Origin of the sequence: Micromonospora sp. WMMD967 (assembly GCF_029626165.1) — a bacterium.
Classification (GTDB): Bacteria; Actinomycetota; Actinomycetes; order Mycobacteriales; family Micromonosporaceae; genus Micromonospora; species Micromonospora taraxaci.
This window is the reverse complement of sequence record NZ_JARUBK010000001.1, coordinates 699162-720241: the sequence shown is the minus strand read 5'-3', so window position 1 is coordinate 720241 and position 21080 is coordinate 699162. Positions and strand designations below refer to the sequence as shown.

The following is a 21080-nucleotide window of genomic DNA, read 5'->3' as shown; positions in this document are numbered from 1 at the left end:
ATGACGCAGGCGAAGTCCCCACGACCGGGCGGGTCGGGCCCGGATCGGTCCCGGATGGGCCCCACCCGGATCTCGACTCTCGTCGTGGCCGCCCTGGCCTCGGCGGCGGTTGCCTGGCTGCTGATCAGCAGCCTCTACTACAGCGGCATCCCGCGGCTGCCCTGGCTGCCGGTGGTGACGCTGGCCGGGCTGGCGGTGCTCGAGGCGTACGCCGCGATCAACACCCGGGGCCGGATCGAACGCAAGCCCGGCCGGGACCCGGTCAACCCGCTGCTGGTCGCCCGTTTCGTGGTGCTGGCCAAGGCGTCGGCACTGGCCGCGGCCATCTTCGCCGGCTTCTACGCGGGGCTCACCGGCTGGCTCTTCGTGGAGACCACCCGCGCCGCCATTGACGATCGTCCGGCGGCGGGCGGGGGCCTGCTCGCCTCGCTGGCTCTGGTCGGTGCCGCGCTGTGGCTGGAGCGCTCCTGCCGGGTGCCGGAGCGTCCGGACGACGACCGCGAGCAGGACCCACGGGACAGCCGCCCCGGCCAGCGCTGAGCAGGGGGTTACGCCCGGCTGCGGGCGCGGGTACGGTGCCTGCGATCGGGGAGCAAGGGCCACCCACGGTTCGTCCGCGCGCCGGACCGGGGACGGCCGGCCACTGGGGAGGGGCGGCGTCATGGGGTACGACGAAGTGGGCCGGGAACGGTCGACGGAACCCTCGTCCGGGGTGCCCGCCGCCGTTCTGGAGAACGTCTTCGACGACCCCACCCATGGTGAACCCGGCCGGGACCGGATCGGCGTACATCTGGGGTGGGAGCTCCTGCTGTTGGCCGGGCTGGCTGCCCTGGGCTGGCTGCTCTGGCAGGACGATCCGGCCGCTCTGCGCGGCGGCAACCTGCGGACGTTGCTGGTGGCCGCTGTCGGGTTGGGGCTGCTCGCGCTGGCCGCCGGGCTGAGCCTGCGGACGGCGGCGCCGAACCTGGCCGTGGGGCCGATCGCTGTCGCCGCCGCCCTGCACTACGCCGAGCAGGGCGATCGTGGTCTGCTGGCGTCGGTCGGCCCGGCCGTGGCGGTCGCCGCGCTGGGCGGGCTCGCGCTGGCGCTGGTCGTGGTGGTGCTGCACGTGCCCGGCTGGGCTGCCAGCCTGGCCGGCGCGGCCGGCGTGGTGGTGTACATCGAACGACGTTCGGCGCCCGTGCTGGTGCAGGGCGACTACGACCCGGGGCGCAGCGCCGGGTACCTCTTCGCCGGCTTCGCCGCGGTGGCCGTCCTCGGTGGGTTGTTCGGTGCCATTCGGGCCGTCCGGCGGCTGGCCGGCAGGTACCGACCGATATCCGACCCGGCCCGACGGCGGGGCGCGCTGGCGGCCGTGGTCACGGCTGTCGCGTTGGTCGGGTCCAGTGTGCTCGCGGCCCTCGCCGGTGTGCTGCTCGCCGCGAACGGCCCGGAACTCGTCGCGCCCACCTCGGGCCTCGACTGGACGGTGCTGGCGGTGGGGGTGACCCTGCTCGCGGGCACCAGCGCCTACGGCCGGCGGGGCGGCGTGTTCGGCACGCTGCTGGCGGTCGGTGTGGTCACCCTCTTCCAGACGTACGCGCCGGAGCGCGGTTGGACGCTGAGCAACTGGGCGGTCGGTGGGGTGGTGCTCGGCGTCGGACTGCTGGTGACCCGGCTGGTCGAGACGTTCGGGCGACCCCGGCCGGGCAGCGTCGACAAGCCCGAGCCGGTCAACGACGGCACGATCAGCGCCGGCTGGACCATGCCGCAGTCCCAGCCGGTCGACAACTGGCCCCCGACGCTGCCGACTCCCGCCGCGCCCCAGCCGGTCGACCCGTGGCGGGATCCGCGGTGGGAGGACGGCCCGCGCCGCTGGGACACCGACGAGCGGTGACAGGCGTCGCGTCGCGTCCGCCGAGCCGGGGCTGATCTCGACAGTTAGGCTCGGCGGCATGACCGACACACCTGCCGCCACCCCCGGCGGAACCTCCTTCGAGGAGCTTGACGCGTTGCCCACCGAGGAGCTGCGGGAGCGGGCGTTCGCCCTGGCCCGGGAGCGTCGCGACGTCGGGTTCTACTGGTCGGTGATACGACACCTGCCGAACGCGGACGAGGCCACGGTCCTGGACGGCGCACCGAACTCGATCGGCCCGACGATCGACGAGGCCAACGCGCTGTGGCGCGAACTGACCGGTCACGGGTACGAGGAGTCGGCGCCGCTGCTGCGGGCCGCCTTCATCGACTACCTGATGAAGCACTGAGCCGCTCGGGGCAGCCCAGGTCCACCCGAGCTACCGGTTCGGGGTCTGGGCGTATCGCGTCGCTCCTGCACCGCTCCGGCCCGGTCGGTCGTTACGGCACGGCTGCCGGCACCGGCGGGCTCGCCGTGTTGCTGCTGGTCGGCATCGCTGGCAGCCCGGCTTTCACCGGCTGGGCCGCCACGCAGACCGCCCCGCAGTCCGCCGCCGCGTTCTACGTGCGCCTGCTCGCGTGGCCGGCGTGGCGGCTCGACGCGGACGGGCAGGCCGGCGGCTTGTTCGCCGCCGACCTGCGAGCCGTGCTGGTGGTGGTCCTCGCGGTGGGTCTGCTCTACCTGCTGCCGGCCGCCCAGGTGGCCCGGGTGCCCGGCTCGGTCAGCCAGTTCTTCTCCGGCTGGGCCGCGTACGTGCTGGCCGCCGGGCTCGCGGCCGTGCTCGCGGCGCTGCTCGGCCCCACCCCGTCCCTGCTGGGTGCCATGCAGGACGCCAGTGCGGGCGCCGGCTACGGCTTCCTCACCGGTTGGATCATCGGCACCGCCAGCCTCGGCGGCCGCGCCTGACCCGAAGCCGGCCAGCCCGGGCCGGGTTGACCGGCGCGGCCCGGACCGGCGCGGCCCGGACCGGCGCGGCCCGGACCGGCGCGGCCCGGACCGGCGCGGCCCGGTTCCGACGTCGGCCGCCCACGAGCCGAGCAACCCGGGACAGGGCCGGTCGGCGTCGGGTCAGTCCGTCGTGCGGCCGAGGTCGAGCAGGCGCTGTCGGGTGAGCGTGCCCACCGGTCGCCCGGCGTCGGTCACCACGAGCTGGTCCCGCCCCGAGGTGAGCAGCACCGCCAACGCGTCGTACGCGGAGCCGTCCAGTGCGACGGTGGGCAGGTCGGCAGCGGCGTCGCCGGACACCGGCTCCAGTGACTCCCGGTCGAGTGGGGTGACCGCCAGCCGGCGGATGCCCCGGTCGGCGCCGACGAACTCGCGTACGAACGGGGTGGCGGGCGCGCCGAGCAACGCGGCCGGCGTGTCGTACTGCTCCAGGTGCCCGCCCCCGGACAGCACGGCGATCCGGTCGCCGAGCCGGACGGCTTCGTCGAGGTCGTGGGTGACCAGCACGATCGTCTTGCGGACCTCGGCCTGGAGGCGGAGGAACTCCTCCTGAAGGCGGGCCCGCACGATCGGGTCGACGGCTGAGAACGGCTCGTCCATCAGCAGGACCACCGGGTCGGCGGCGAGCGCACGCGCCACCCCGACCCGCTGCCGCTGGCCGCCGGACAGCTCGTTCGGGTAGCGACCGCCGAACTGGGTCGGGTCCAGCCCGACCAGGTCGAGCAGTTCGTCGACGCGGGCCTTCGTCCGGCCCTTGGGCCATCGGAGCAGCCCCGGCACGGTGGCCACGTTGGCCCGGACCGTCTGGTGTGGAAAGAGGCCGACGTTCTGGATGACGTACCCGATTCGGCGGCGGAGCCGCACCGGGTCGACGTCGGTGACGTCCTCGTCGCCGAGCATGATCCGGCCGGCGGTCGGCTCGATCAGGCGATTGATCATGCGCAGCACCGTCGACTTGCCGCAGCCGGACGGGCCGATGAGCACCACCAGTTCGCCGGCCCGGACGTCCAGGCTGAGATCCCGGACGGCCTCGGTGCCGTTCGGATACCGCTTCTGGATGCCCTGCAGGGAGATCGACGCCGCACGAGGGGATTCGGCCGCGTCGGCAGCCTCCGGGGTAACGTCCACGTATGTCCTTCCGCCTGAGCTACCGGGCCGACCCGGGTAACCCCTGGTTCTCCTGGCAGTACGTGCGGGACAACTCTGACACGATCCTCGCCGCCGTGCGCGAACACGCCTCCCTCACCGGGCGCGCGGTGTTGATCGCGGTGCTGATCGCCCTGCCGCTGTCGGTCCTCGCGTACTGGTTCCGTCCACTCGCCGGGCCGATCCTCGCGGTCAGCGGGGTCGTCTACACCATCCCGTCGTTGGCGCTCTTCGCGTTCATCGCCCCCTACCTGGGCACCGGTACGACGACGGTGCTGGTGGGGCTCGTCCTCTACGCGTTGTTGCTGATCGTGCGCAACATGGTGGCCGGGCTCAACCAGGTGCCTCCGGAGGTCGGCGAGGCCGCCGAGGGCATGGGCTACGGCCGGTGGGGTCGGCTGTTCCGGATCGACCTGCCACTGGCCCTGCCGGGCATCGTGACCGGCGTCCGGCTGGCGACCGTCTCGACGGTGGCGTTGGTCACGGTCGGGGTGCTGGTCGGGCACGGCGGTCTCGGGCAGTTGATCTTCGCGGGCTTCCAGAACAACCTCTACAAGGCCGAGATCATGACCGCCGCGCTGCTCTGTGTGGCACTCGCGGTCGTGCTCGACCTGCTGCTCGTCCTGGTCGCCCGACTGGTGACCCCCTGGTCCACCCGGAGGGCACGGTGACCGTCGCGGCGAACCCGATCAGCCAGGCCATCGTCTGGATCAACGACCCGCTGAACTGGACCAACCCCGGGGGCATGCTGGACCGCCTCGGCGAGCACCTGACGATTTCCGCCCTCGCGGTGGCGCTCGGCTGCCTGGTGGCCTGGCCGCTCGGCCTCTGGCTCGGGCACCTCGGTCGGGGCGGCGGTCTGGTGGTGCTGGTGTCGAACGCCACACTGGCGATCCCCACCCTGGCGCTGCTGACCATCCTGCCGGTGGTCTTCGCCAGCGGCTTCGGGCGTACGCCGGTCGTGGTGGCGCTGGCCGTCTTCGCCGTACCGCCGCTGCTCGCCAACGCGTACACCGGGGTGCGACAGGTCGACCCGGAGACCCGCGACGCGGCCCGGGGGATGGGCCTGTCCGGCGGGCAGCTGCTGCGTCGTGTCGAGCTGCCGCTCGCGGTGCCCTACCTGGCGGCCGGCTTCCGGACGGCCGCGGTGCAGGTGATCGCGACGGCGGCGTTGGCGTCCTTCGTCAACGGTGGTGGTCTCGGTCAGATCATCCGGACCGGCTTCGGCATCGGTATCGCGGCCGGCGGCGGGCAGATCGTCGCCGGCGGTGTGCTGGTGGCCGGCCTGGCGCTGCTGGCCGAGGTCGTCCTGGGTGGCGTGGAACGGCTGGTCACCCCACGTCCACTGCGGCGCGGGCGGCAGGGCGCGGCGCGGCCCCGGCCGGCCGACGCCACCGGACGCGCCTGACCCGCTGACCCGTCCGGGTGAGCCCGCGTCGAGCCGGCGGCCAGTGGTGGGCCGATCGGTGACGATGCGGTGACGAAGTCCACCTCAGGTTGTCGGTCGCTTCCGGACCATGTTGGGTGGATATTCGCGGGCGGCCGACAGCCAGGATCGCCCGTCGGACACGCGGCCGGCCCGGTACGGGCCGCGCCGGGACACGGAAGGCGGGCACATGCGCGCACGTACACGTCTGGCCATCGGCGCGGTCAGCGCCGTCGCCGGGGCGGCACTCCTCACCGGCTGCGGTGGCGCGGGCTCGTCCGGCACCGACGCACCGCAGACCAGCGCCTCCGGCGCCGGTTGCGCCCCGGTCGCCGGCCAGCAGCTCATCGCACTGCAGGACGACAAGAAGCTCCAGAACTCCGACAACGTCATCCCGGCGGTCAACAGCAAGGCCGCCAACCCGCAGCTGATCGCCGCACTGGACAAGGTCTCCGCGACGCTGGACACCCCGAAGCTGATCCAGCTCAACAAGGCCGTGAACGACGAGCGTAAGACCCCGAAGGTGGCGGCCGAGGAGTTCGCGACGGCCAACAACCTCACCGCGGGCATCGCCAAGGGCCCGGGCGGCGACATCACGGTGGGTGCCGGCAACTTCGCCGAGAGCCAGATTCTGGGCGAGTTGTACCGGATCGCGCTCACCGCCGCCGGCTACCAGGTCAAGGTGCAGCAGATCGGCAACCGGGAGCTGTACGAGCCGGCGCTGGAGAAGGGCGAGGTCCAGGTCGTCCCGGAGTACGCGGCGACGATGGCCGAGTTCCTCAACACCAAGGCCAACGGTCCGAACGCCCAGCCGGTCTCCTCACCCGACATCAACACGACGGTGACCGCGCTCAAGGCCGAGGGCGACAAGGTGGGCATCACCTTCGGTGCCCCGGCCGCCGCGCAGGACCAGAACGCCTTCGCGGTGACCCAGGCCTTCGCCGACAAGTACGGCGTGCGGACCCTGTCCGAGTTCGCCGCGAAGTGCTCGGGCAGCGCGACGGTGCTGGGTGGCCCGCCGGAGTGCGAGCAGCGCCCGTTCTGCAAGCCGGGCCTGGAAAAGACGTACGGGCTGTCGGTGGGCAAGTTCTCCTCTCTGGACCAGGGCGGGCCGCTGACCAAGAGCGGTCTGCGCGACGGCTCGATCAGCGTGGGTCTGATCTTCTCGTCGGACGGCGCGTTCGCGACGAGTTGAGCGTTGTCCCGAGGTGCTGAGGACGCCCCCGCCCTGATCGGGCGGGGGCGTCCGCGCGTCCGGGACCCCGTTCCCTCCGGCGGATCTCCTCGGTAGGCTGCACATCCATGCCAGCCCCGGCCACCTCTGACACCCGGCGTCAACCACCGCTGCTGACCATGCTCTTCTGGGCGGGCGTCGCCCTGGCGCCGGTGGCGGCACTGATCCTGCTGGTCGCCGACGGCAACGGCCCGCTGCGCTTCGCCGCGGTGCTAGCCATCGTCGCTGTGGTGCTGATCGGTCTCTCGATCGCGCTGCGCCCCGACGCGGAGGGCGCCTCGGCGCGGGCCGACGAGTTGCTGGAAGAGATCGAGGAACTCCGCCGGGAGTTGCGCGCCGAGATCGTGGCCGCCGCCCAGCGCGGTAACCAGGCACTTGACCAGGCACAACGCGCTCAGGAGGGGATCGGCGCGATCCGCCGGCGGCTCGACGCCAGCGGTGCCGCCCTCGCCGGTGCCGTTTCCGCCGCCGATCCGGCGGGTGCCGGGCGGGCGCGGGTGCCGGCCGGTGAGCCGCCCGTGGACGAGGTGCCGGTGGCCCGCAGCCGGGTCCAGGCGCCGGGTGACGCGCCAGCGGGCCGCGTACGGGTCTCCGCCCCGGACGTCGCGTCCCGACGGGCTCGCCCCGAGCGGGTGGCCCCCGACGAGTCGGCGTACCCGAGGGAGGCCGCCGAACCGCCGGCCGCCGCCGGGATGTACGGCGCGGACCGGTCGACCGGCACGGCGTACGGCTCCGCCCGCCCCCGGGAGCACGATCGCCCCGACCCCGGACACCGGTCGGCGGGCGTCGTCCGGCACACCGAGACCGTGCACGTCACCACCCGGCACACGGTGGTGGACGGCGGGCACCCGGAGCGCGCGGGGCGCTACGGCGGCGGCGGGTACGCCGGGCAGTGGACTCCGCCGGCGCAGGAGTGGAGCCGGGGCGCCGAGCGGCGCACGCCGGACTTCGAGGAGGAGGGGTCGGGCTGGACGGGCGGCCCTGACGAGCCGGAGTGGACCGATCCGCGCGACGCGTACGCCCAAGCCGACGAGCCTGCTGCGGCCCGGTCGCATCGCACGCCGGAGGGGCCCGCCTCGCGCTCCTGGGACAGCCCGGACGATCGCGGTTGGTCGGAGCAGCGTGACCGGGCGAGCGGTGCCGCGCCGCAGTCCGGGCCGCCGCTGCGGGCAGACGACACCGGTGAGTACTGGTCGCAGTTGCGGGCCGGTGACCGGTGGGCCGCCGTCCGCGACGACGAGAACGGCCGTGAGCTGCGGGTCGGCGAGCGCCGGGCCGAGGTGCACGCCGACGCCAGCGGTACCGAATACCGGATGGCCGACCGCTGGGCGGCCGTCCGGCACGAGGACCCGCGCGGTTACGACGAATCGCGCCGGCACGAGGACCCGCGCGGTTACGAGCCGCGCCGGCAAGAGGAGCCCCGCCGGCACGAGGAGCCGCGTGGTTACGACGAGCCGCGCCGGCACGATCGCGACGGTGGCTGGCGGGGTGAGCCGGCGGGCCGACCGGCGCTGCCGGAGGGCGGCGTCCCGGTGCCGGACGAGTGGCGCCCACCGCGCCAGCGCGGCCACCAGGCGGAACCCTCCCCGGAGCGGCCCGGTCGCCGTCGGGTCGACGAGCGCTACGGCTACCCGCCGCAGGACGACGTGCCGCGTGCCGGGGGTGCCCCGCCCGAGCGCTGGCGCTGACCGGTCAGGCGGTCCCCGTCACTTGTCGATGTCCCCGACGACGAAGAACATCGAGCCGAGAATCGCGATCAGGTCCGGGACCAGGCAGCCGGGGAGCAGGGTGGCCAGCGCCTGCACGTTCGCGTACGAGGCCGTGCGCAGCTTCAACCGCCACGGTGTCTTCTCACCCCGGGACACCAGGTAGTAGCCGTTGATGCCGAGCGGGTTCTCCGTCCAGGCGTACGTGTGCCCCTCCGGTGCCTTGAGCACCTTCGGCAGCCGTGTGTTGATCGGCCCGGTCAACTGGTCCACCCGGTCGAGGCACTGCTCGGCGAGGTCCAGTGACGCGTACACCTGGTCGAGCAGCACCTCGAAGCGCGCGTGGCAGTCCCCGGCGGTGCGGGTGACCACCGGCACGTCCAGTTCGTCGTACGCCAGGTAGGGGTCGTCGCGGCGCAGGTCCAGGTCGAGCCCGGAGGCGCGGGCCACCGGCCCGGACGCCCCGAACGCGGCGGCGTCCGCGGCGGACAGCACGCCCACACCCACGGTCCGGGCCAGGAAGATCTCGTTGCGGCGGATCAGGTGGTCCAGGTCGGGCAGCCGCCGTCGTACCTCACCGATCGCCGCGCGGGCCCGACCGGTCCAGCCGTAGGGCACCTCCTCCTTCAGGCCGCCCACCCGGTTGAACATGTAGTGGATCCGGCCGCCGGAGACCTCCTCCATCACCGCCTGGATGGTTTCCCGCTCCCGGAAGGCGTAGAAGATCGGCGTGATCGCCCCGATCTCCAACGGGTACGAGCCGAGGAACATCAGGTGGTTGAGCACCCGGTTCAGCTCCGCGAGGGCCATCCGCAGCCAGGTGGCGCGCTCCGGCACCTCCATGCCCATCAGGCGTTCCACGGCGAGCACCACACCCAGCTCGTTGGAGAACGCCGAGAGCCAGTCGTGCCGGTTGGCCAAGACGATGATCTGCCGGTAGTCGCGTACCTCGAACAGCTTCTCCGCGCCCCGGTGCATGTAACCGACGATCGGTTCGCAGGCGACGACCCGCTCGCCGTCGAGCACCAGCTTCAGCCGCAGCACACCGTGCGTCGAGGGGTGCTGCGGGCCGATGTTCAGCACCATGTCGGTGCCGAGCTGCTGGTCGCCGGTGCCGGCGACCAGGCCGGCCCCGGTGCCGACGGTCAGTTCGCGGAGGGCCCCGGCGTCGGTGGTCATGCCCGTCATCGTGCCACGGCCGGGCCGGGCGGGATGCCGACCGGTTGGCGCAACCACCAGTGCCCGCCGAGCCCGGCCGGGTCGGTTAGCTCGGCCACCGCCGACGCCGCGGCCAGCGCCCGCACGTACCCCGCCGGGTCACTGCCGGCCAGGCTGAGCGGCGGTCGGCCGCCGTCGGCCCCGAGCGCCCGCAGCGCCTCGGACTGCGAGACCAGGGAGTACGCACACCCGGCGACCTCCGCGCCGGCGGAGGCGACCGAGTCCATGGCCACGTGCGCTGTCACGTCAGTCGACCCGTCCGGAACCGGAGGCACCTGCCGCCCACCCCGGTACCCGGTCAACGTCCCGTCCACCGGTCGGTCGGCGCTCAGGTGCCCGTAGTCGACCGCCACCGCGAGCCCTCGGTCGATCCGCCCTACTGCGGTGGCCCAGGCCTCGTCCCGGGTCCTCCCTATTTCCGCGCGGTTGCTGTGGGGGGTTTCCGGGCAGCCCGGCCGGCTCCGGGCGGTCAGGCTTGATCCCTGCGCCGGCCGGGCTGCCCGGAAACCCGACTCGCTTGCGCTTGTCGCGTCTGGTGAGGTCAGACCCCGGGCCGCTCTGGCTGGGCTCGTGGGGTGGGGCCACCACGTCGTCAGCCAGTCGAGGTCGTCGGGGGTCACCGACTCGCCGATGGTCTCCCCGCCGTTCTCAGGGTCGACGAGCACGTATCGCCAGCCGTCTTCGGTGTGGACGGCCACGTCGAGTGGGACGTTGTCCAGCCACTCGGTGGCGATCAACAGTCCGGTGATGCCCTCGGGGATCGCATCGGTCCAGCTGATCTCTTCGGGCAGGTTCCCGGGGCGGTCGGCGTACTCGACAGCGGTGAAGCGGACCCGTTCCGCAAGCGACCGGCGAACGGTGCCCGACGACGGATCGTCCGGCGACCGGCGGACGGAGGCCGCAGGAGTCAGGGTTTCCGGGGAGCCCGACCACGCAGGGATCAAGCCTGACCGCCCGGAGTGGGCGGGCTCCCCGGAAACCCCCACCACGAGTCCGACGAGAGCCCGCAGCAGCTCTCCACGCCCAGCGCCCACGTCGACCACGTCGAGTCGGTAGGGGTGTCCGAGGGCGGTGTCCACCTCGACAATCAGGCGTAGCAGCGCGCTGGCGAAGGCCGGGGAGGCGTGCACGCTGGTTCGGAAGTGATCGGCCGGCCCGCTGCCGGCGACGAAGAAACCGTCCGGCCCGTAGAGGGCCTGGCTCATCGCGTCCCGCCAGGCGATCGGCATCTGTCAGCTCCGAGTCCAGAGGGCAGAGGGGTGCGCGGTGATCAGGTGATGAGAAGTAGGTCGAAACCGATCCCGGCCCCTATCTTTCATCACCTGATCACGATGGCGCAGGGGACCCTTATTTCGGTGGTGAAGGTTTTCACACATGCTTGTCCTGGTTCGGCGGGCCGGGCGCATACTTGCGATCGACCGGTACCCCTTCTCGAGGACTGGATCATCGTCATGAGCGCACCGCTGCGCCCGCGTCCGGCCGCCCCGCACGGGCCTGCCGTCTCGCGGGATCGCGCCGTTCTCGGCGCCCCCCGCCTACTGACCGTCGGTGTCATCGGAGCCGGTCGGGTCGGAGCCGTCCTGGGTGCCGCACTCGCCGCCGCCGGGCACCGGGTGGTCGCCGTCGCCGGCGGCTCCGGGGCGAGCCGTGCCCGGCTGGCACTGCTGCTGCCCGAGGTGCCACGCCGTCCGGTCGCCGCCGTTGCGCACGCCGCCGTCGACCTGCTGCTGATCGCGGTGCCGGACGACGCGTTGGCCGCCGTGGTGGCCGACCTCGCCGATCGGGGTGCGTTGCGTCCCGGTCAGGTGGTCGCGCACACCTCCGGCGCGCACGGCCTCGCCGTGCTGGCGCCGGCCACCGAGGTGGGCGCCCAACCGCTCGCCCTGCACCCCGCGATGACCTTCACCGGTACGCCGGACGACCTGGCCCGGCTGGCCGGCATCTCGTACGGGGTGACCGCCCCTGCCCAGCTGCGCCCACTGGCCGCCCGACTGGTGACCGACCTGGGCGGCGTGCCCGAGTGGGTGGCCGAGTCGGACCGCCCGCTCTACCACGCCGCGCTGGCTCACGGCGCTAACCACCTGGTGACCCTGGTCAACGAGGCGACCGACCGGCTACGCGACGCCGGGGTGGACCGGCCGGAGAAGGTGCTCGCTCCGCTGCTGCGGGCCGCCCTGGAGAACGCCCTGCGCCTGGGCGACGACGCCCTGACCGGGCCGGTCTCCCGGGGCGACGCGGGCACCGTCGAGCGGCATCTGGCCCGGCTGGCCGCCACCGCCCCGGAGTCCGTTCCCGCGTACCTGGCGTTGGCCCGGCGTACCGCCGACCGGGCGATCGCCGCCGGCCGGCTGCGGCCGGTGGACGCGCAGTCGCTGCTCGGCGTGCTGGCCGACCGCGGTCGGGAGGTGTCGCTATGACGCAGGTCGTGCACACGCGCGCCGAACTCGCCGAGGCCCGGGCCGCCCTGAAGGGCACGGTCGGGGTGGTGATGACCATGGGCGCGCTGCACTCCGGGCACGAGACGTTGCTGCGCGCGGCCCGGGAACAGGCCGACCACGTGCTGGTGACGATCTTCGTGAACCCGTTGCAGTTCGGGCCGAACGAGGACTTCGACAGGTACCCGCGCACCCTCGACGCTGATCTGGAGGTGTGCCGCCGGGCGGGGGCCGACCTGGTCTTCGCCCCGTCGGTGACCGACATGTATCCGGACGGCCAACCCCGCGTACGCCTCGATCCGGGTCCGCTCGGCGCGGAGCTGGAGGGCGCGAGCCGCCCCGGCTTCTTCCACGGAGTACTCACAGTGGTGTTGAAGTTGCTCCAGCTCACCCGGCCGGACCTGGCGTTCTTCGGCGAGAAGGACTACCAGCAGCTGACCCTGGTCCGGCGGATGACCCGGGACCTGGACGTGCCGGTGGAGGTGGTTGGCGTGCCGACCGTCCGGGAGCCGGACGGGCTGGCGTTGTCGAGCCGTAACCGCTACCTGAGCGAGCCGGAGCGGGCCGCCGCGCTGAGCCTGTCCGCCGCGTTACGGGCCGGTGCGCGGGCCGCCGACGACGGTCGGGACGCGGGCGCGGTGCTGACCGCGGCGCACGCCGCGTTCGGCACCGGTACGCCTGGGGCCCGCCTCGACTACCTGGTGCTCACCGACCCCGAGTTGGAGCCGGGGCCGGTGTCCGGGCCGGCCCGGCTGGTGATCGCCGCCTGGGTGGGCGCCACCCGGTTGATCGACAACGCGGCCGTCCACCTCGCCCCGCGCCCCTGACGCGGCCGCACCGCACCGACCTCCACCAACCTTGTGAAAGGCCACCCTGATGTTGCGGACCATGCTCAAGTCGAAGATCCACCGCGCCACGGTGACCCAGGCCGACCTGCACTACGTCGGTTCCGTGACGGTGGACGAGGATCTGCTCGACGCCGCCGACCTGCTCCCCGGTGAGCAGGTGGCGATCGTGGACATCACGAACGGCGCCCGGCTGGAGACGTACGTGATCCCGGGCGAGCGGGGCAGCGGCGTGATCGGCATCAACGGTGCCGCCGCGCACCTCGTGCACCCCGGTGACCTGGTCATCCTCATCTCGTACGGGCAGATGGACGATGCCGAGGCCCGGTCGTACCGCCCGCGGGTGGTGCACGTGGACGCCGACAACCGGGTGATCGAGTTGGGCGCGGACGTGGCCGCCGTGGCATCCGGCATGGTCGGTGACCCGGTGCCGAGCCCACTGGCGGTGTCCGCTGTCTGATCCCCTGCGAGGCGATTCCGGTCTGTTACCGGAAGGTCATTAGCGGTTACCCTGGGGTACTGGCGTAAGCCGGTCGGTGGCTGGGGGAGGCCGCGATGCGCCGTGCCATGACGACAGTGATCGTCGCTGCCGGGGCAGCGTTGTTGCTGGTTGGCTGCGCCGGCTCCGGTGGCCTGGACGCTGACCTGACCGACGACTGGGCGGCGTTGCCGCCACCGTCGGCGTTCACCCCGTCTGCCGGTGTGTGCCAGGCCGCCGACTTCACCGAGGTGGTCACCCTCGCCAGTTACGAGCCGGTGGACTGCGCCGGCCCGCACCGGCTGGAGACCGTGCACGTGGGGGCGTTTCCCGCCGAACGGGCGAGCGCCCCGGCTAGCGGGTCGGCCGAGTTGCGGGGCGCGTTCGCCGAGTGCGACACCCGGGCGACCGGCTACGTGGGCGACGACTGGCGGGCGGGTCGGCTGCGTCTTTCCGTGGCTCTGCCGTCCGGCCCGGGCTGGGGTGCGGGTTCCCGCTGGTTCCGGTGCGACCTGACCGAGTTGACGACCACCGAGGCGGGGGCCACCGTGGTGGTCCGGTCCGGCAGCCTGCGCGATGCGTTGAAGGGGCAGTCCGGGCTGCGGCTCGGTTGCCAGCAGACCCGCGTGGCGGCCGGCCGGGGTGTGCAGACGCTGGTGCCGGTGGAGTGTGCCCGGCAGCATGACGCCGAGTTCGTCGGGGTGTGGCGTGCGCCGGACATGCCGTACCCGGCCCGGGACGCCGACTGGGCGCCCCTCTACACCGGGTGCCGCAGCGCCCTCAGTCGGTACGCGGGCGTGCCGGACGACGCCGACCTGCGCTTCCGCAGTGGTGTGGTGGTCCGTCCACCGGGGGCGGGGCGGTGGAAGGTCGGTGACCGGGGCGTGCGCTGCTACCTGTGGCTCAGCAACCGTACGGTGACCGCCTCGCTGAAGGGCGCGGGCCCGGCCGGCCTTCCGGTCCGGACGAAGTGACAGTGAGCCCCCGGCCGGCGCGACGCGGACGGCGGCGGACGGGGTAGCCGAAAACACTCGTCCCGCCCCCGCCGCCCCGGGCGAGGATCGTTCGGGTTGACTGGGAGGATGGACGTTCCGACCGTCGACCTGCCGGCCCTGCCCACGTTGCTGGCCGCGCCCGCTCCCGGCTGGGTGGAGACCACCGACGTGATCGTGGTGGGTTCCGGGGTTGCCGGGCTGACAGCGGCGCTGCACCTGCGCGAGGCGGGCCTGCACGTCACGGTGGTCACCAAGGTCAACATCGACGACGGTTCGACCAGGTGGGCGCAGGGCGGCATCGCCGCCGTGCTGGACCCGACGGACACTCCGGCGGCGCATGCCCGGGACACCGAGATCGCCGGGGTCGGGCTCTGCGATCCGGCGGCGGTCCAGGTGCTGGTCGAGGAGGGCCCCACCCGGCTGCGCGAATTGATCCGCATCGGCGCCGAGTTCGATCGTCATCCGGACGGATCCCTGATGCTGACCCGTGAGGGCGGACACCGGGCGGACCGGATCGTGCACGCGGGCGGGGACGCGACCGGCGCGGAGGTGCAGCGGGCTCTGCACGCCGCCGTGCAGCGCGACCCGTGGATCCGGTTGTTCGAGCACGCCCTGGTGCTGGACCTGCTGCGCGCGCCCGGGGACGGCCCGGACGGGCTCGGCCCGGCCTGCGGCATCACCCTGCACGTGCTCGGCGAGGGCAGCGAGGACGGCGTCGGGGCGTTGCTGGCCCGGGCGGTGGTGCTCGCCACCGGGGGGATGGGACAGATCTTCTCAGCCACCACAAACCCGGCGGTCTCCACCGGGGACGGGGTGGCACTGGCGCTGCGGGCCGGCGCGGCGGTGACCGACGTGGAGTTCGTCCAGTTCCACCCGACGGCACTGATCACCCCGTCCGGCGAGGGAGTCCCCGGTGCCGGGCACGCGCAGCAGCCGTTGGTCTCGGAGGCGCTGCGGGGCGAGGGCGCGTACCTGGTGGACTCCGACGGCAAGCGGTTCATGGTCGGCCAGCACGAGTTGGCCGAACTGGCACCCCGGGACGTGGTGGCCAAGGGCATCCACCGCGTGCTGCTGGCGTCCGGCGCGGACCACGTCTTCCTCGACGCACGCCACCTGGGCGGGGACTTCCTGGCCGGACGGTTCCCCACGATCGTGGCGTCGTGCCTGGCGATCGGCGTGGACCCGGCGACCGACCTGATCCCGGTGGCGCCCGCCGCCCACTACGCCTCCGGCGGTGTCCGCACCGACCTGCGGGGTCGCACCTCCATCCCCGGCCTGTACGCGTGCGGCGAGGTGGCCTGCACGGGCGTGCACGGCGCGAACCGGCTGGCCAGCAACTCGCTGCTGGAGGGCCTGGTCTTCTCCCGGCGGATCGCCGAGGACATCGCGGCCGGCCTGCCCGAGCAGGTACAGCCGGCCGACACCGGTGCCTGGCGCGGCGGCGCGGGTTGGGTGCTGCCCGCCGAGGTGACGCCGACCCTGCAACGGTCGATGACCCGCGGTGCCGGCGTGCTCCGGTCCGCGACGACGCTGGCCGGTACGGCCGGAACGCTCACCGAGCTGGGCGCTGCCCGGGGCCGGCCGCGGACCGCCGACTGGGAGGCGACGAACCTGCTCACGGTGGCGTCGACGCTGGTGGCTGCCGCGTACGCACGTGGTGAGACGCGGGGTTGCCACTGGCGGGAGGACTTCCCGACGGCCGACGAGCGGTGGCTGGGCCACCTGGTCGGGTCGGTCGGGGCGCAGGGCCGGGTGACGCAGCAATGGGAGGGGAAGGCACAGTGAGCGCGAGGAGTGAGCCGGTGTTGCGAGCCCCGCAGTCGCGAACAGAGGCGGCACAGTGAGCGCGAGGAGTGAGCCGGTGTTGCGAGCCCCGCAGTCGCGAGCGGAGACGGCACTGACGGAGTCGACGGAGGCTGCGTTGCGTGCGGCTGGTTTGGACCCGGCCCAGGTGCGGCAGGTGATCGAGACCGCGCTGGTCGAGGATCTGGGTCCGGAATTCCTCGACGTCACCAGCGTGGCCACCATCGGGGCGGAACAGACCGACACCGCCGATCTGGTGGCCCGCGCGGACGGGGTGCTGGCCGGGATGGCTGTGGCCGCGGCCGTGTTCGAGCTGGTGGGCGAGGTGACGGGCTTCGGTCGTACCGTCGAGGTGTCGGTGCTGGCCCGGGACGGGGAGCGGGTGGCGCGCGGCGCGGTGCTGGCGACGGTGACCGGCCCGACCCGGTTGCTGCTGACCGCCGAGCGGACGGCGCTCAACCTGCTCTGCCGGATGTCCGGGGTGGCGACGCACACGCGCGCCTGGGCGGACGCCCTGGCCGGCACGAAGGCGATGGTGCTGGACACCCGTAAGACGACGCCGGGGCTGCGGGCGTTGGAGAAGTACGCGGTACGGGCCGGTGGGGGCACCAACAAGCGGATGGGCCTCTACGACGTCGCCATGATCAAGGACAACCACAAGTTGGCGGCCGGGAGCATCACGGCTGCCTACCGGCGGGTCCGGGAGGCGTTCCCGGAGGTGCCGGTGCAGGTCGAGGTGACCACTGTCGACGAGGCGGTGGAGGCCGTGGAGGCCGGTGCGGACTTCCTGCTCTGCGACAACATGACGCCCGAGGTGTTGGCCGAGACGGTCACGGCGGTGGGTGACCGGGCCGAGTTGGAGGCGACCGGCGGGCTGACCCTGGAGGTGGCGGGTCGGTACGCGGCCACCGGCGTCGACTTCCTCTCGGTGGGCGCGCTGACCCACTCGTCGCCGATCCTGGACATCGCGCTGGACCTGCGTATCGAGTAGTTGTCTAGGCTGCGTGGGTGCTGCTCTGCATCGACATCGGAAACACCAACACCGTGCTGGCGACCTTCGACGGCGACAAGCTGGTGCACTCCTGGCGAATCAAGACCGATGCCCGCTCGACGGCGGACGAGCTGGGCCTGATGTTCCGGGGCCTGCTCGCCGGGGACAACGTCGAGATCACCGGGGTGGCCGCCTGCTCCACGGTGCCGGCGGCGCTGCGGTCGCTGCGCACCATGTTGAGCCGCTACTACGCGGACCTGCCGAGTGTCGTGGTCGAGCCGGGTGTGCGCACCGGTGTGCAGTTGGCGATCGACAACCCGAAGGAGGTGGGTTCCGATCGGGTGGTGAACACCCTGGCCGCGTACACCCTCTACGGCGGGCCGTCGATCGTCGTGGACTTCGGCACCACCACCAACTTCGACGTGATCAGCGAGCGCGGCGAGTTCCTCGGCGGCGCGTTCGCCCCGGGCATTGAGATCTCGTTCGACGCGTTGGCCGCCCGGGCCGCGCAGCTGCGCAAGGTCGAGGCCACCAAGCCCCGGTCGGTGATCGGCAAGAACACCGTGGAATGCCTCCAGGCTGGCCTGTACTTCGGCTTCGCCGGACAGGTGGACCGGATCGTCGAGCGGATGACCGAGGAGTTGGGCGAGGTGCGGGCGGTGATCGCCACCGGCGGCCTCGCCTCCCTGGTGATCAACGAGTGCCGCAGCATCACCCACCACGAACCGATGATCACTCTGATCGGCCTGCGGATGGTCTACGAGCGCAACAGGTGACCCGGGCGTGGTCGGCGGCGGGTCCGTGCGGGGTGTCAGCGCCGCCGGGCCCCGTCAGAGGTCGCCAGGCCGGTCGGCGGTCGCCCGGCCCGGTCAGCGCCGCCGGGCGCGCAGGACGATCGTGCGGTACGGCAGCTCGACGGTCTCCCGGCCGCTCAGGTCGGGGTGGCTGGCCAGGAGCTCCCGCAGCTCCCGGTCGATCCTCGCCCGCCGATCGGTCGGGGCGGTGAGCCAGTACGAGCGGGTGTGCAGCATCGCCACGATGTCGTCGGGCGTGAGCGTGGTGTGGTGGGGGAACTCGCCCAGCTCGATCGGCTCGAACGCCGGGCCGAAGTTGGGGTACTTCTCGATCACGTTGCCGGCGTTGTCCCCCAGGTGCGCGATCCGGCCCAGGTCGGCGACCCAGCTGACCCGTTCGTCCCGGATGTTCCAGATCGGGGCGAACGTCCCACCTGGCCGCAGCACCCGGGCGATCTCGGCGTGCGCCAACTCCCGGTCGAACCAGTGGTACGCCTGCCCCACCAACAGGGCGTCCGCGACTCCGTCGGGTAGCGGCAGAGACTCCGCGCCGCCGGCCAGCGCCGTCAGCCCCGGGGTGGCGGCCGCCAGCTGGGCGCGCATGTCGGGGTCCGGTTCCACGGGGGTCACCTCGTGGCCCAGGGCGAGCACCCCGCGGGTGAGGATGCCGGTGCCCGCGCCCAGGTCGACGACCCGCGCGGCGCTCCCCAACCCGTCCAACGCCCACCGCACGGCCCAATCCGGGTAACGGGGTCGGAACCGGTCGTACTCGGCTGCGGCCGCGCCGAACGAGAGGGCCTGAGTGTGATCCGCCATGCCGCGCAGGTTATCCGTTAACGACCCGATGAGGGCTTGAGTACGCTCGGGCCTGACCCCGCCGACAATCCTTCGTTGAGGAAGCGTGCCGTGAGCGAGCAGAACGCCGTGCCAGTGGACCCCGCCGACGACCTTCCCGAGCAGATGAAGGTCCGCCGGGAGAAGCGGGACCGGATGCTCGCCGACGGCATCGAGCCTTACCCGGTCGGTTTCTCCCGTACGGCCACGCTGGCGCAGGTCCGGGAGCGCTACGCCGACCTGCCGACCGACACCGCGACCGGTGACCAGGTCGCTGTCACCGGTCGGGTGATTTTCGTGCGCAACACCGGCAAGCTCTGCTTCGCGACCCTCCGGGACGGCGACGGCACCGAGTTGCAGGCGATGCTCTCCCTGGACCGGGTCGGGCCGGAGCGGCTGGAGGCGTGGAAGCGCCTGGTCGACCTCGGTGACCACGTCGGCGTCACCGGCGAGGTGATCACCAGCCGCCGCGGTGAGCTGTCGGTGCTGGCGCAGCAGTGGGAGATGACCGCCAAGGCGCTGCGCCCGCTGCCGGTGGCCCACAAGCCGCTCTCCGAGGAGGCGCGCGTCCGGCAGCGTTACGTCGACCTGATCGTCCGGCCGCAGGCACGGGAGATGGTGCGCACCCGCGCGGCCACCGTACGCAGTCTGCGCGATTCACTGCACGGGCAGGGCTTCATCGAGGTGGAAACGCCGATGTTGCAACTGCTTCATGGTGGTGCGACGGCCCGACCGTTCGTGACCCACAGCAATGCGTTGAACACCGATCTGTATCTGCGAATCGCGCCGGAACTGTTTCTCAAGCGCGCCGTCGTTGGTGGCGTCGACCGAGTCTTCGAGATCAACCGCAACTTCCGTAATGAGGGTGTCGACTCTTCGCACTCGCCGGAGTTCGCGATGCTGGAGACGTACCAGGCGTACGGGGACTACGACACGATCGGCGCGCTGACCCGTAATCTCGTGCAACAGGCGGCGATCGCCGTGAGCGGTTCGACGGTGGTGACCCACGCCGACGGGCGGGAGTTCGACCTGGGCGGCGAGTGGCGATCCGTGACGCTGTTCGGTGTGCTTTCCGAAGCGCTCGGCGAGGAGGTCACGGTCCGCACCGACCGGACCCGCCTGGTGGAGTACGCGGACAAGGTGGGATTGGCCGTCGACCCGAAGTGGGGGCCCGGCAAGCTGGCCGAGGAACTGTTCGAGGAACTGGTCGTGCCCAGCCTCCAGGCGCCCACCTTCGTGCGGGACTACCCGGAGGAGACCAGCCCGCTCACCCGAGCCCACCGCAGCGAGCCGGGTCTGGCCGAGAAGTGGGACCTCTACGTGCTCGGTTTCGAGCTGGGCACCGGATACTCCGAGCTGGTCGACCCGATCGTGCAGCGCGAGCGGCTGGTGGCCCAGGCGCAGCTGGCGGCCCGTGGCGACGACGAGGCGATGCGTCTCGACGAGGACTTTCTCCGGGCGATGGAGTATGGAATGCCCCCGGCCGGCGGTATGGGAATGGGAATCGACCGCCTGTTGATGGCCCTGACCGGGCTGGGAATTCGGGAAACGATCCTCTTCCCGTTGGTCCGCCCCGAGTAGTCGTGCCCGGCTCGCGCCGAGCCGTAACGGCATCCTATTGACGCCGGAAGCGGCTTACGGGTTATTGTGCTCTCGTTAAGCAGGAGCACCCTGCTCGAAAGGAATGTGGGACGTGGCCAAGCAGATCATTCACAAGCTGGTCGATGACCTGGACGGCGGGGACGCTGACGAGACCGTCAAGTTCGCCCTCGACGGCGTTCAGTACGAGATCGACCTGTCGAAGGCCAACGCCGCTAAATTGCGCGATGCTTTTGCCTCGTACGTGGGTGCCGGCACCAAGGTCGGCCGTGGTGGCGTCGTGATCGGTGGGCGTGCCGCCCGCGGTCGGGGTGGCGCGACCGCCGACCGGGAGCAGAACAAGGCGATCCGGGAGTGGGCCAAGAAGTACGGCAAGGACATCTCGGACCGGGGTCGTATCCCCCAGGAGATCGTCGACGAGTACCACGCCAAGCGCTGACCAGTCAGTAACCAGGTGGCGAGCAGCCACCGCAGGCGACACCGACGCCGGGCCGGAGCACCTCTCCGGGCCGGCGTCGCCGTATCCGATCGCTCCTTCCCGGCACCGGCAGGTGACGGCCGGGCGGCAGCGGGCGGGCGGGAAGCTTTCGTGACCCGGCGACGTTGTCCACAACCAGTGGAACAGCTATCCACAACCTGTGGACAACGTCCAAGAGGCCGGACGCGGCGTTCGTCGCGCGTCCCGGGCCGCCCTCTCCGAGCCCCCGGAAGCGCCTTCGGGGCCCGAATCGGGCGCC

21 protein-coding genes are annotated in these 21080 nt (G+C 72.4%); 17 read left to right on the top strand and 4 right to left on the bottom strand.

All coding sequences use genetic code 11. From position 1 onward, the window contains the following. From O7631_RS03465 to O7631_RS03450, 4 genes are all read left to right on the top strand, one after another. Positions 1-540, top strand: a complete 540-nt coding sequence (locus tag O7631_RS03465; protein ID WP_278142985.1) for a DUF3180 domain-containing protein — start codon at positions 1-3, stop codon at positions 538-540. Positions 541-661: 121 nt separating this feature from the next. Continuing rightward, complete coding sequence (locus tag O7631_RS03460; RefSeq protein ID WP_278142984.1) at positions 662-1876, top strand: ABC transporter permease; 1215 nt, start codon at positions 662-664, stop codon at positions 1874-1876. 58 nt (positions 1877-1934) lie between these two features. Further along, positions 1935-2243 (top strand): hypothetical protein, encoded by a 309-nt coding sequence (locus O7631_RS03455; protein ID WP_088987292.1) that lies wholly within the window; start codon positions 1935-1937, stop codon positions 2241-2243. A gap of 125 nt (positions 2244-2368) precedes the next feature. Continuing rightward, a complete protein-coding gene (locus O7631_RS03450; protein WP_347403493.1) occupies positions 2369-2800 on the top strand; it encodes a hypothetical protein in 432 nt (143 codons plus the stop codon). Between the two features lie 162 nt (positions 2801-2962). Here O7631_RS03450 and O7631_RS03445 read toward each other — a convergent pair whose 3' ends face one another. Then, positions 2963-3967 (bottom strand): ABC transporter ATP-binding protein, encoded by a 1005-nt coding sequence (locus O7631_RS03445; RefSeq protein WP_278142983.1) that lies wholly within the window; start codon positions 3965-3967, stop codon positions 2963-2965. A 2-nt stretch (positions 3968-3969) separates the two neighbouring features. On the opposite strand from O7631_RS03445, the gene O7631_RS03440 reads away from it, so the two are divergent. The 4 genes from O7631_RS03440 to O7631_RS03425 all read left to right on the top strand — a co-directional run bounded on the left by O7631_RS03440 (position 3970) and on the right by O7631_RS03425 (position 8333). Continuing rightward, a complete protein-coding gene (locus O7631_RS03440) occupies positions 3970-4656 on the top strand; it encodes an ABC transporter permease (RefSeq protein WP_145778602.1) in 687 nt (228 codons plus the stop codon). After that, positions 4653-5393, top strand: coding sequence for an ABC transporter permease (locus O7631_RS03435; RefSeq protein ID WP_278142982.1), 741 nt, complete (start codon positions 4653-4655; stop codon positions 5391-5393). Before O7631_RS03440 ends, O7631_RS03435 begins: the two co-directional genes overlap by 4 nt. A 208-nt stretch (positions 5394-5601) precedes the next feature. Beyond that, on the top strand, positions 5602-6606 hold the full coding sequence (locus tag O7631_RS03430; RefSeq protein ID WP_278142981.1) for a glycine betaine ABC transporter substrate-binding protein: 1005 nt from the start codon (positions 5602-5604) through the stop codon (positions 6604-6606). A gap of 107 nt (positions 6607-6713) precedes the next feature. Continuing rightward, positions 6714-8333 (top strand): hypothetical protein, encoded by a 1620-nt coding sequence (locus O7631_RS03425; protein ID WP_278142980.1) that lies wholly within the window; start codon positions 6714-6716, stop codon positions 8331-8333. A gap of 18 nt (positions 8334-8351) precedes the next feature. Here the strand turns inward: O7631_RS03425 and O7631_RS03420 are convergent, their stop codons facing one another. Next, positions 8352-9539 (bottom strand): NADH-quinone oxidoreductase subunit D, encoded by a 1188-nt coding sequence (locus tag O7631_RS03420; protein ID WP_197699330.1) that lies wholly within the window; start codon positions 9537-9539, stop codon positions 8352-8354. Beyond that, positions 9536-10798: an SAM-dependent methyltransferase gene (locus O7631_RS03415; RefSeq protein ID WP_278142979.1), complete on the bottom strand. Its 1263-nt coding sequence runs from the start codon at positions 10796-10798 to the stop codon at positions 9536-9538. The genes O7631_RS03420 and O7631_RS03415 overlap by 4 nt, the downstream gene beginning before the upstream one ends. Before the next feature lie 222 nt (positions 10799-11020). Between O7631_RS03415 and O7631_RS03410 the strand changes: the two genes are divergently transcribed. The 7 genes from O7631_RS03410 (at position 11021) to O7631_RS03380 (ending at position 17892) form a co-directional block, all read left to right on the top strand. Then, positions 11021-11986: a Rossmann-like and DUF2520 domain-containing protein gene (locus O7631_RS03410; protein ID WP_278142978.1), complete on the top strand. Its 966-nt coding sequence runs from the start codon at positions 11021-11023 to the stop codon at positions 11984-11986. Next, on the top strand, positions 11983-12831 hold the full coding sequence (gene panC / locus O7631_RS03405; protein ID WP_278142977.1) for a pantoate--beta-alanine ligase: 849 nt from the start codon (positions 11983-11985) through the stop codon (positions 12829-12831). Before O7631_RS03410 ends, panC begins: the two co-directional genes overlap by 4 nt. Positions 12832-12880: 49 nt before the next feature. Next, positions 12881-13309: an aspartate 1-decarboxylase gene (gene panD / locus O7631_RS03400; RefSeq protein WP_278142976.1), complete on the top strand. Its 429-nt coding sequence runs from the start codon at positions 12881-12883 to the stop codon at positions 13307-13309. Positions 13310-13404: 95 nt separating this feature from the next. Continuing rightward, positions 13405-14301 carry a septum formation family protein gene (locus O7631_RS03395; RefSeq protein WP_278142975.1) on the top strand — a complete coding sequence of 299 codons (897 nt, stop codon included), beginning with the start codon at positions 13405-13407 and terminating at the stop codon, positions 14299-14301. 108 nt (positions 14302-14409) lie between these two features. Beyond that, positions 14410-16107, top strand: coding sequence for an L-aspartate oxidase (locus O7631_RS03390; protein WP_278142974.1), 1698 nt, complete (start codon positions 14410-14412; stop codon positions 16105-16107). Between the two features lie 112 nt (positions 16108-16219). Next, entirely contained in the window at positions 16220-17116 is an 897-nt protein-coding gene (gene nadC, locus O7631_RS03385; protein WP_278147826.1) for a carboxylating nicotinate-nucleotide diphosphorylase, read from the top strand. Positions 17117-17133: 17 nt separating this feature from the next. Continuing rightward, positions 17134-17892, top strand: a complete 759-nt coding sequence (locus O7631_RS03380; RefSeq protein WP_088987307.1) for a type III pantothenate kinase — start codon at positions 17134-17136, stop codon at positions 17890-17892. Positions 17893-17985: 93 nt separating this feature from the next. Here O7631_RS03380 and O7631_RS03375 read toward each other — a convergent pair whose 3' ends face one another. Further along, positions 17986-18726 (bottom strand): class I SAM-dependent methyltransferase, encoded by a 741-nt coding sequence (locus O7631_RS03375; protein WP_278142973.1) that lies wholly within the window; start codon positions 18724-18726, stop codon positions 17986-17988. Positions 18727-18816: 90 nt separating this feature from the next. On the opposite strand from O7631_RS03375, the gene lysS reads away from it, so the two are divergent. Together lysS and O7631_RS03365 are read left to right on the top strand one after the other, a co-directional pair. Continuing rightward, positions 18817-20325, top strand: a complete 1509-nt coding sequence (gene lysS / locus O7631_RS03370; protein ID WP_278142972.1) for a lysine--tRNA ligase — start codon at positions 18817-18819, stop codon at positions 20323-20325. A 112-nt stretch (positions 20326-20437) separates the two neighbouring features. Next, complete coding sequence (locus O7631_RS03365) at positions 20438-20782, top strand: Lsr2 family protein (protein ID WP_347403492.1); 345 nt, start codon at positions 20438-20440, stop codon at positions 20780-20782. The last annotated feature ends 298 nt before the right edge of the window (positions 20783-21080 follow it).

Coding starts and splice junctions, on each gene's coding strand:
- O7631_RS03465 (WP_278142985.1), top strand. CDS start 1: ATGACGCAGGCGAAGTCCCCACGACCGGGCGGGTCGGGCCCGGATCGG.
- O7631_RS03460 (WP_278142984.1), top strand. CDS start 662: ATGGGGTACGACGAAGTGGGCCGGGAACGGTCGACGGAACCCTCGTCC.
- O7631_RS03455 (WP_088987292.1), top strand. CDS start 1,935: ATGACCGACACACCTGCCGCCACCCCCGGCGGAACCTCCTTCGAGGAG.
- O7631_RS03440 (WP_145778602.1), top strand. CDS start 3,970: ATGTCCTTCCGCCTGAGCTACCGGGCCGACCCGGGTAACCCCTGGTTC.
- O7631_RS03430 (WP_278142981.1), top strand. CDS start 5,602: ATGCGCGCACGTACACGTCTGGCCATCGGCGCGGTCAGCGCCGTCGCC.
- O7631_RS03425 (WP_278142980.1), top strand. CDS start 6,714: ATGCCAGCCCCGGCCACCTCTGACACCCGGCGTCAACCACCGCTGCTG.
- O7631_RS03420 (WP_197699330.1), bottom strand. CDS start 9,539: ATGACGGGCATGACCACCGACGCCGGGGCCCTCCGCGAACTGACCGTC.
- O7631_RS03415 (WP_278142979.1), bottom strand. CDS start 10,798: ATGCCGATCGCCTGGCGGGACGCGATGAGCCAGGCCCTCTACGGGCCG.
- O7631_RS03410 (WP_278142978.1), top strand. CDS start 11,021: ATGAGCGCACCGCTGCGCCCGCGTCCGGCCGCCCCGCACGGGCCTGCC.
- panC (WP_278142977.1), top strand. CDS start 11,983: ATGACGCAGGTCGTGCACACGCGCGCCGAACTCGCCGAGGCCCGGGCC.
- panD (WP_278142976.1), top strand. CDS start 12,881: ATGTTGCGGACCATGCTCAAGTCGAAGATCCACCGCGCCACGGTGACC.
- O7631_RS03395 (WP_278142975.1), top strand. CDS start 13,405: ATGCGCCGTGCCATGACGACAGTGATCGTCGCTGCCGGGGCAGCGTTG.
- O7631_RS03390 (WP_278142974.1), top strand. CDS start 14,410: ATGGACGTTCCGACCGTCGACCTGCCGGCCCTGCCCACGTTGCTGGCC.
- O7631_RS03375 (WP_278142973.1), bottom strand. CDS start 18,726: ATGGCGGATCACACTCAGGCCCTCTCGTTCGGCGCGGCCGCAGCCGAG.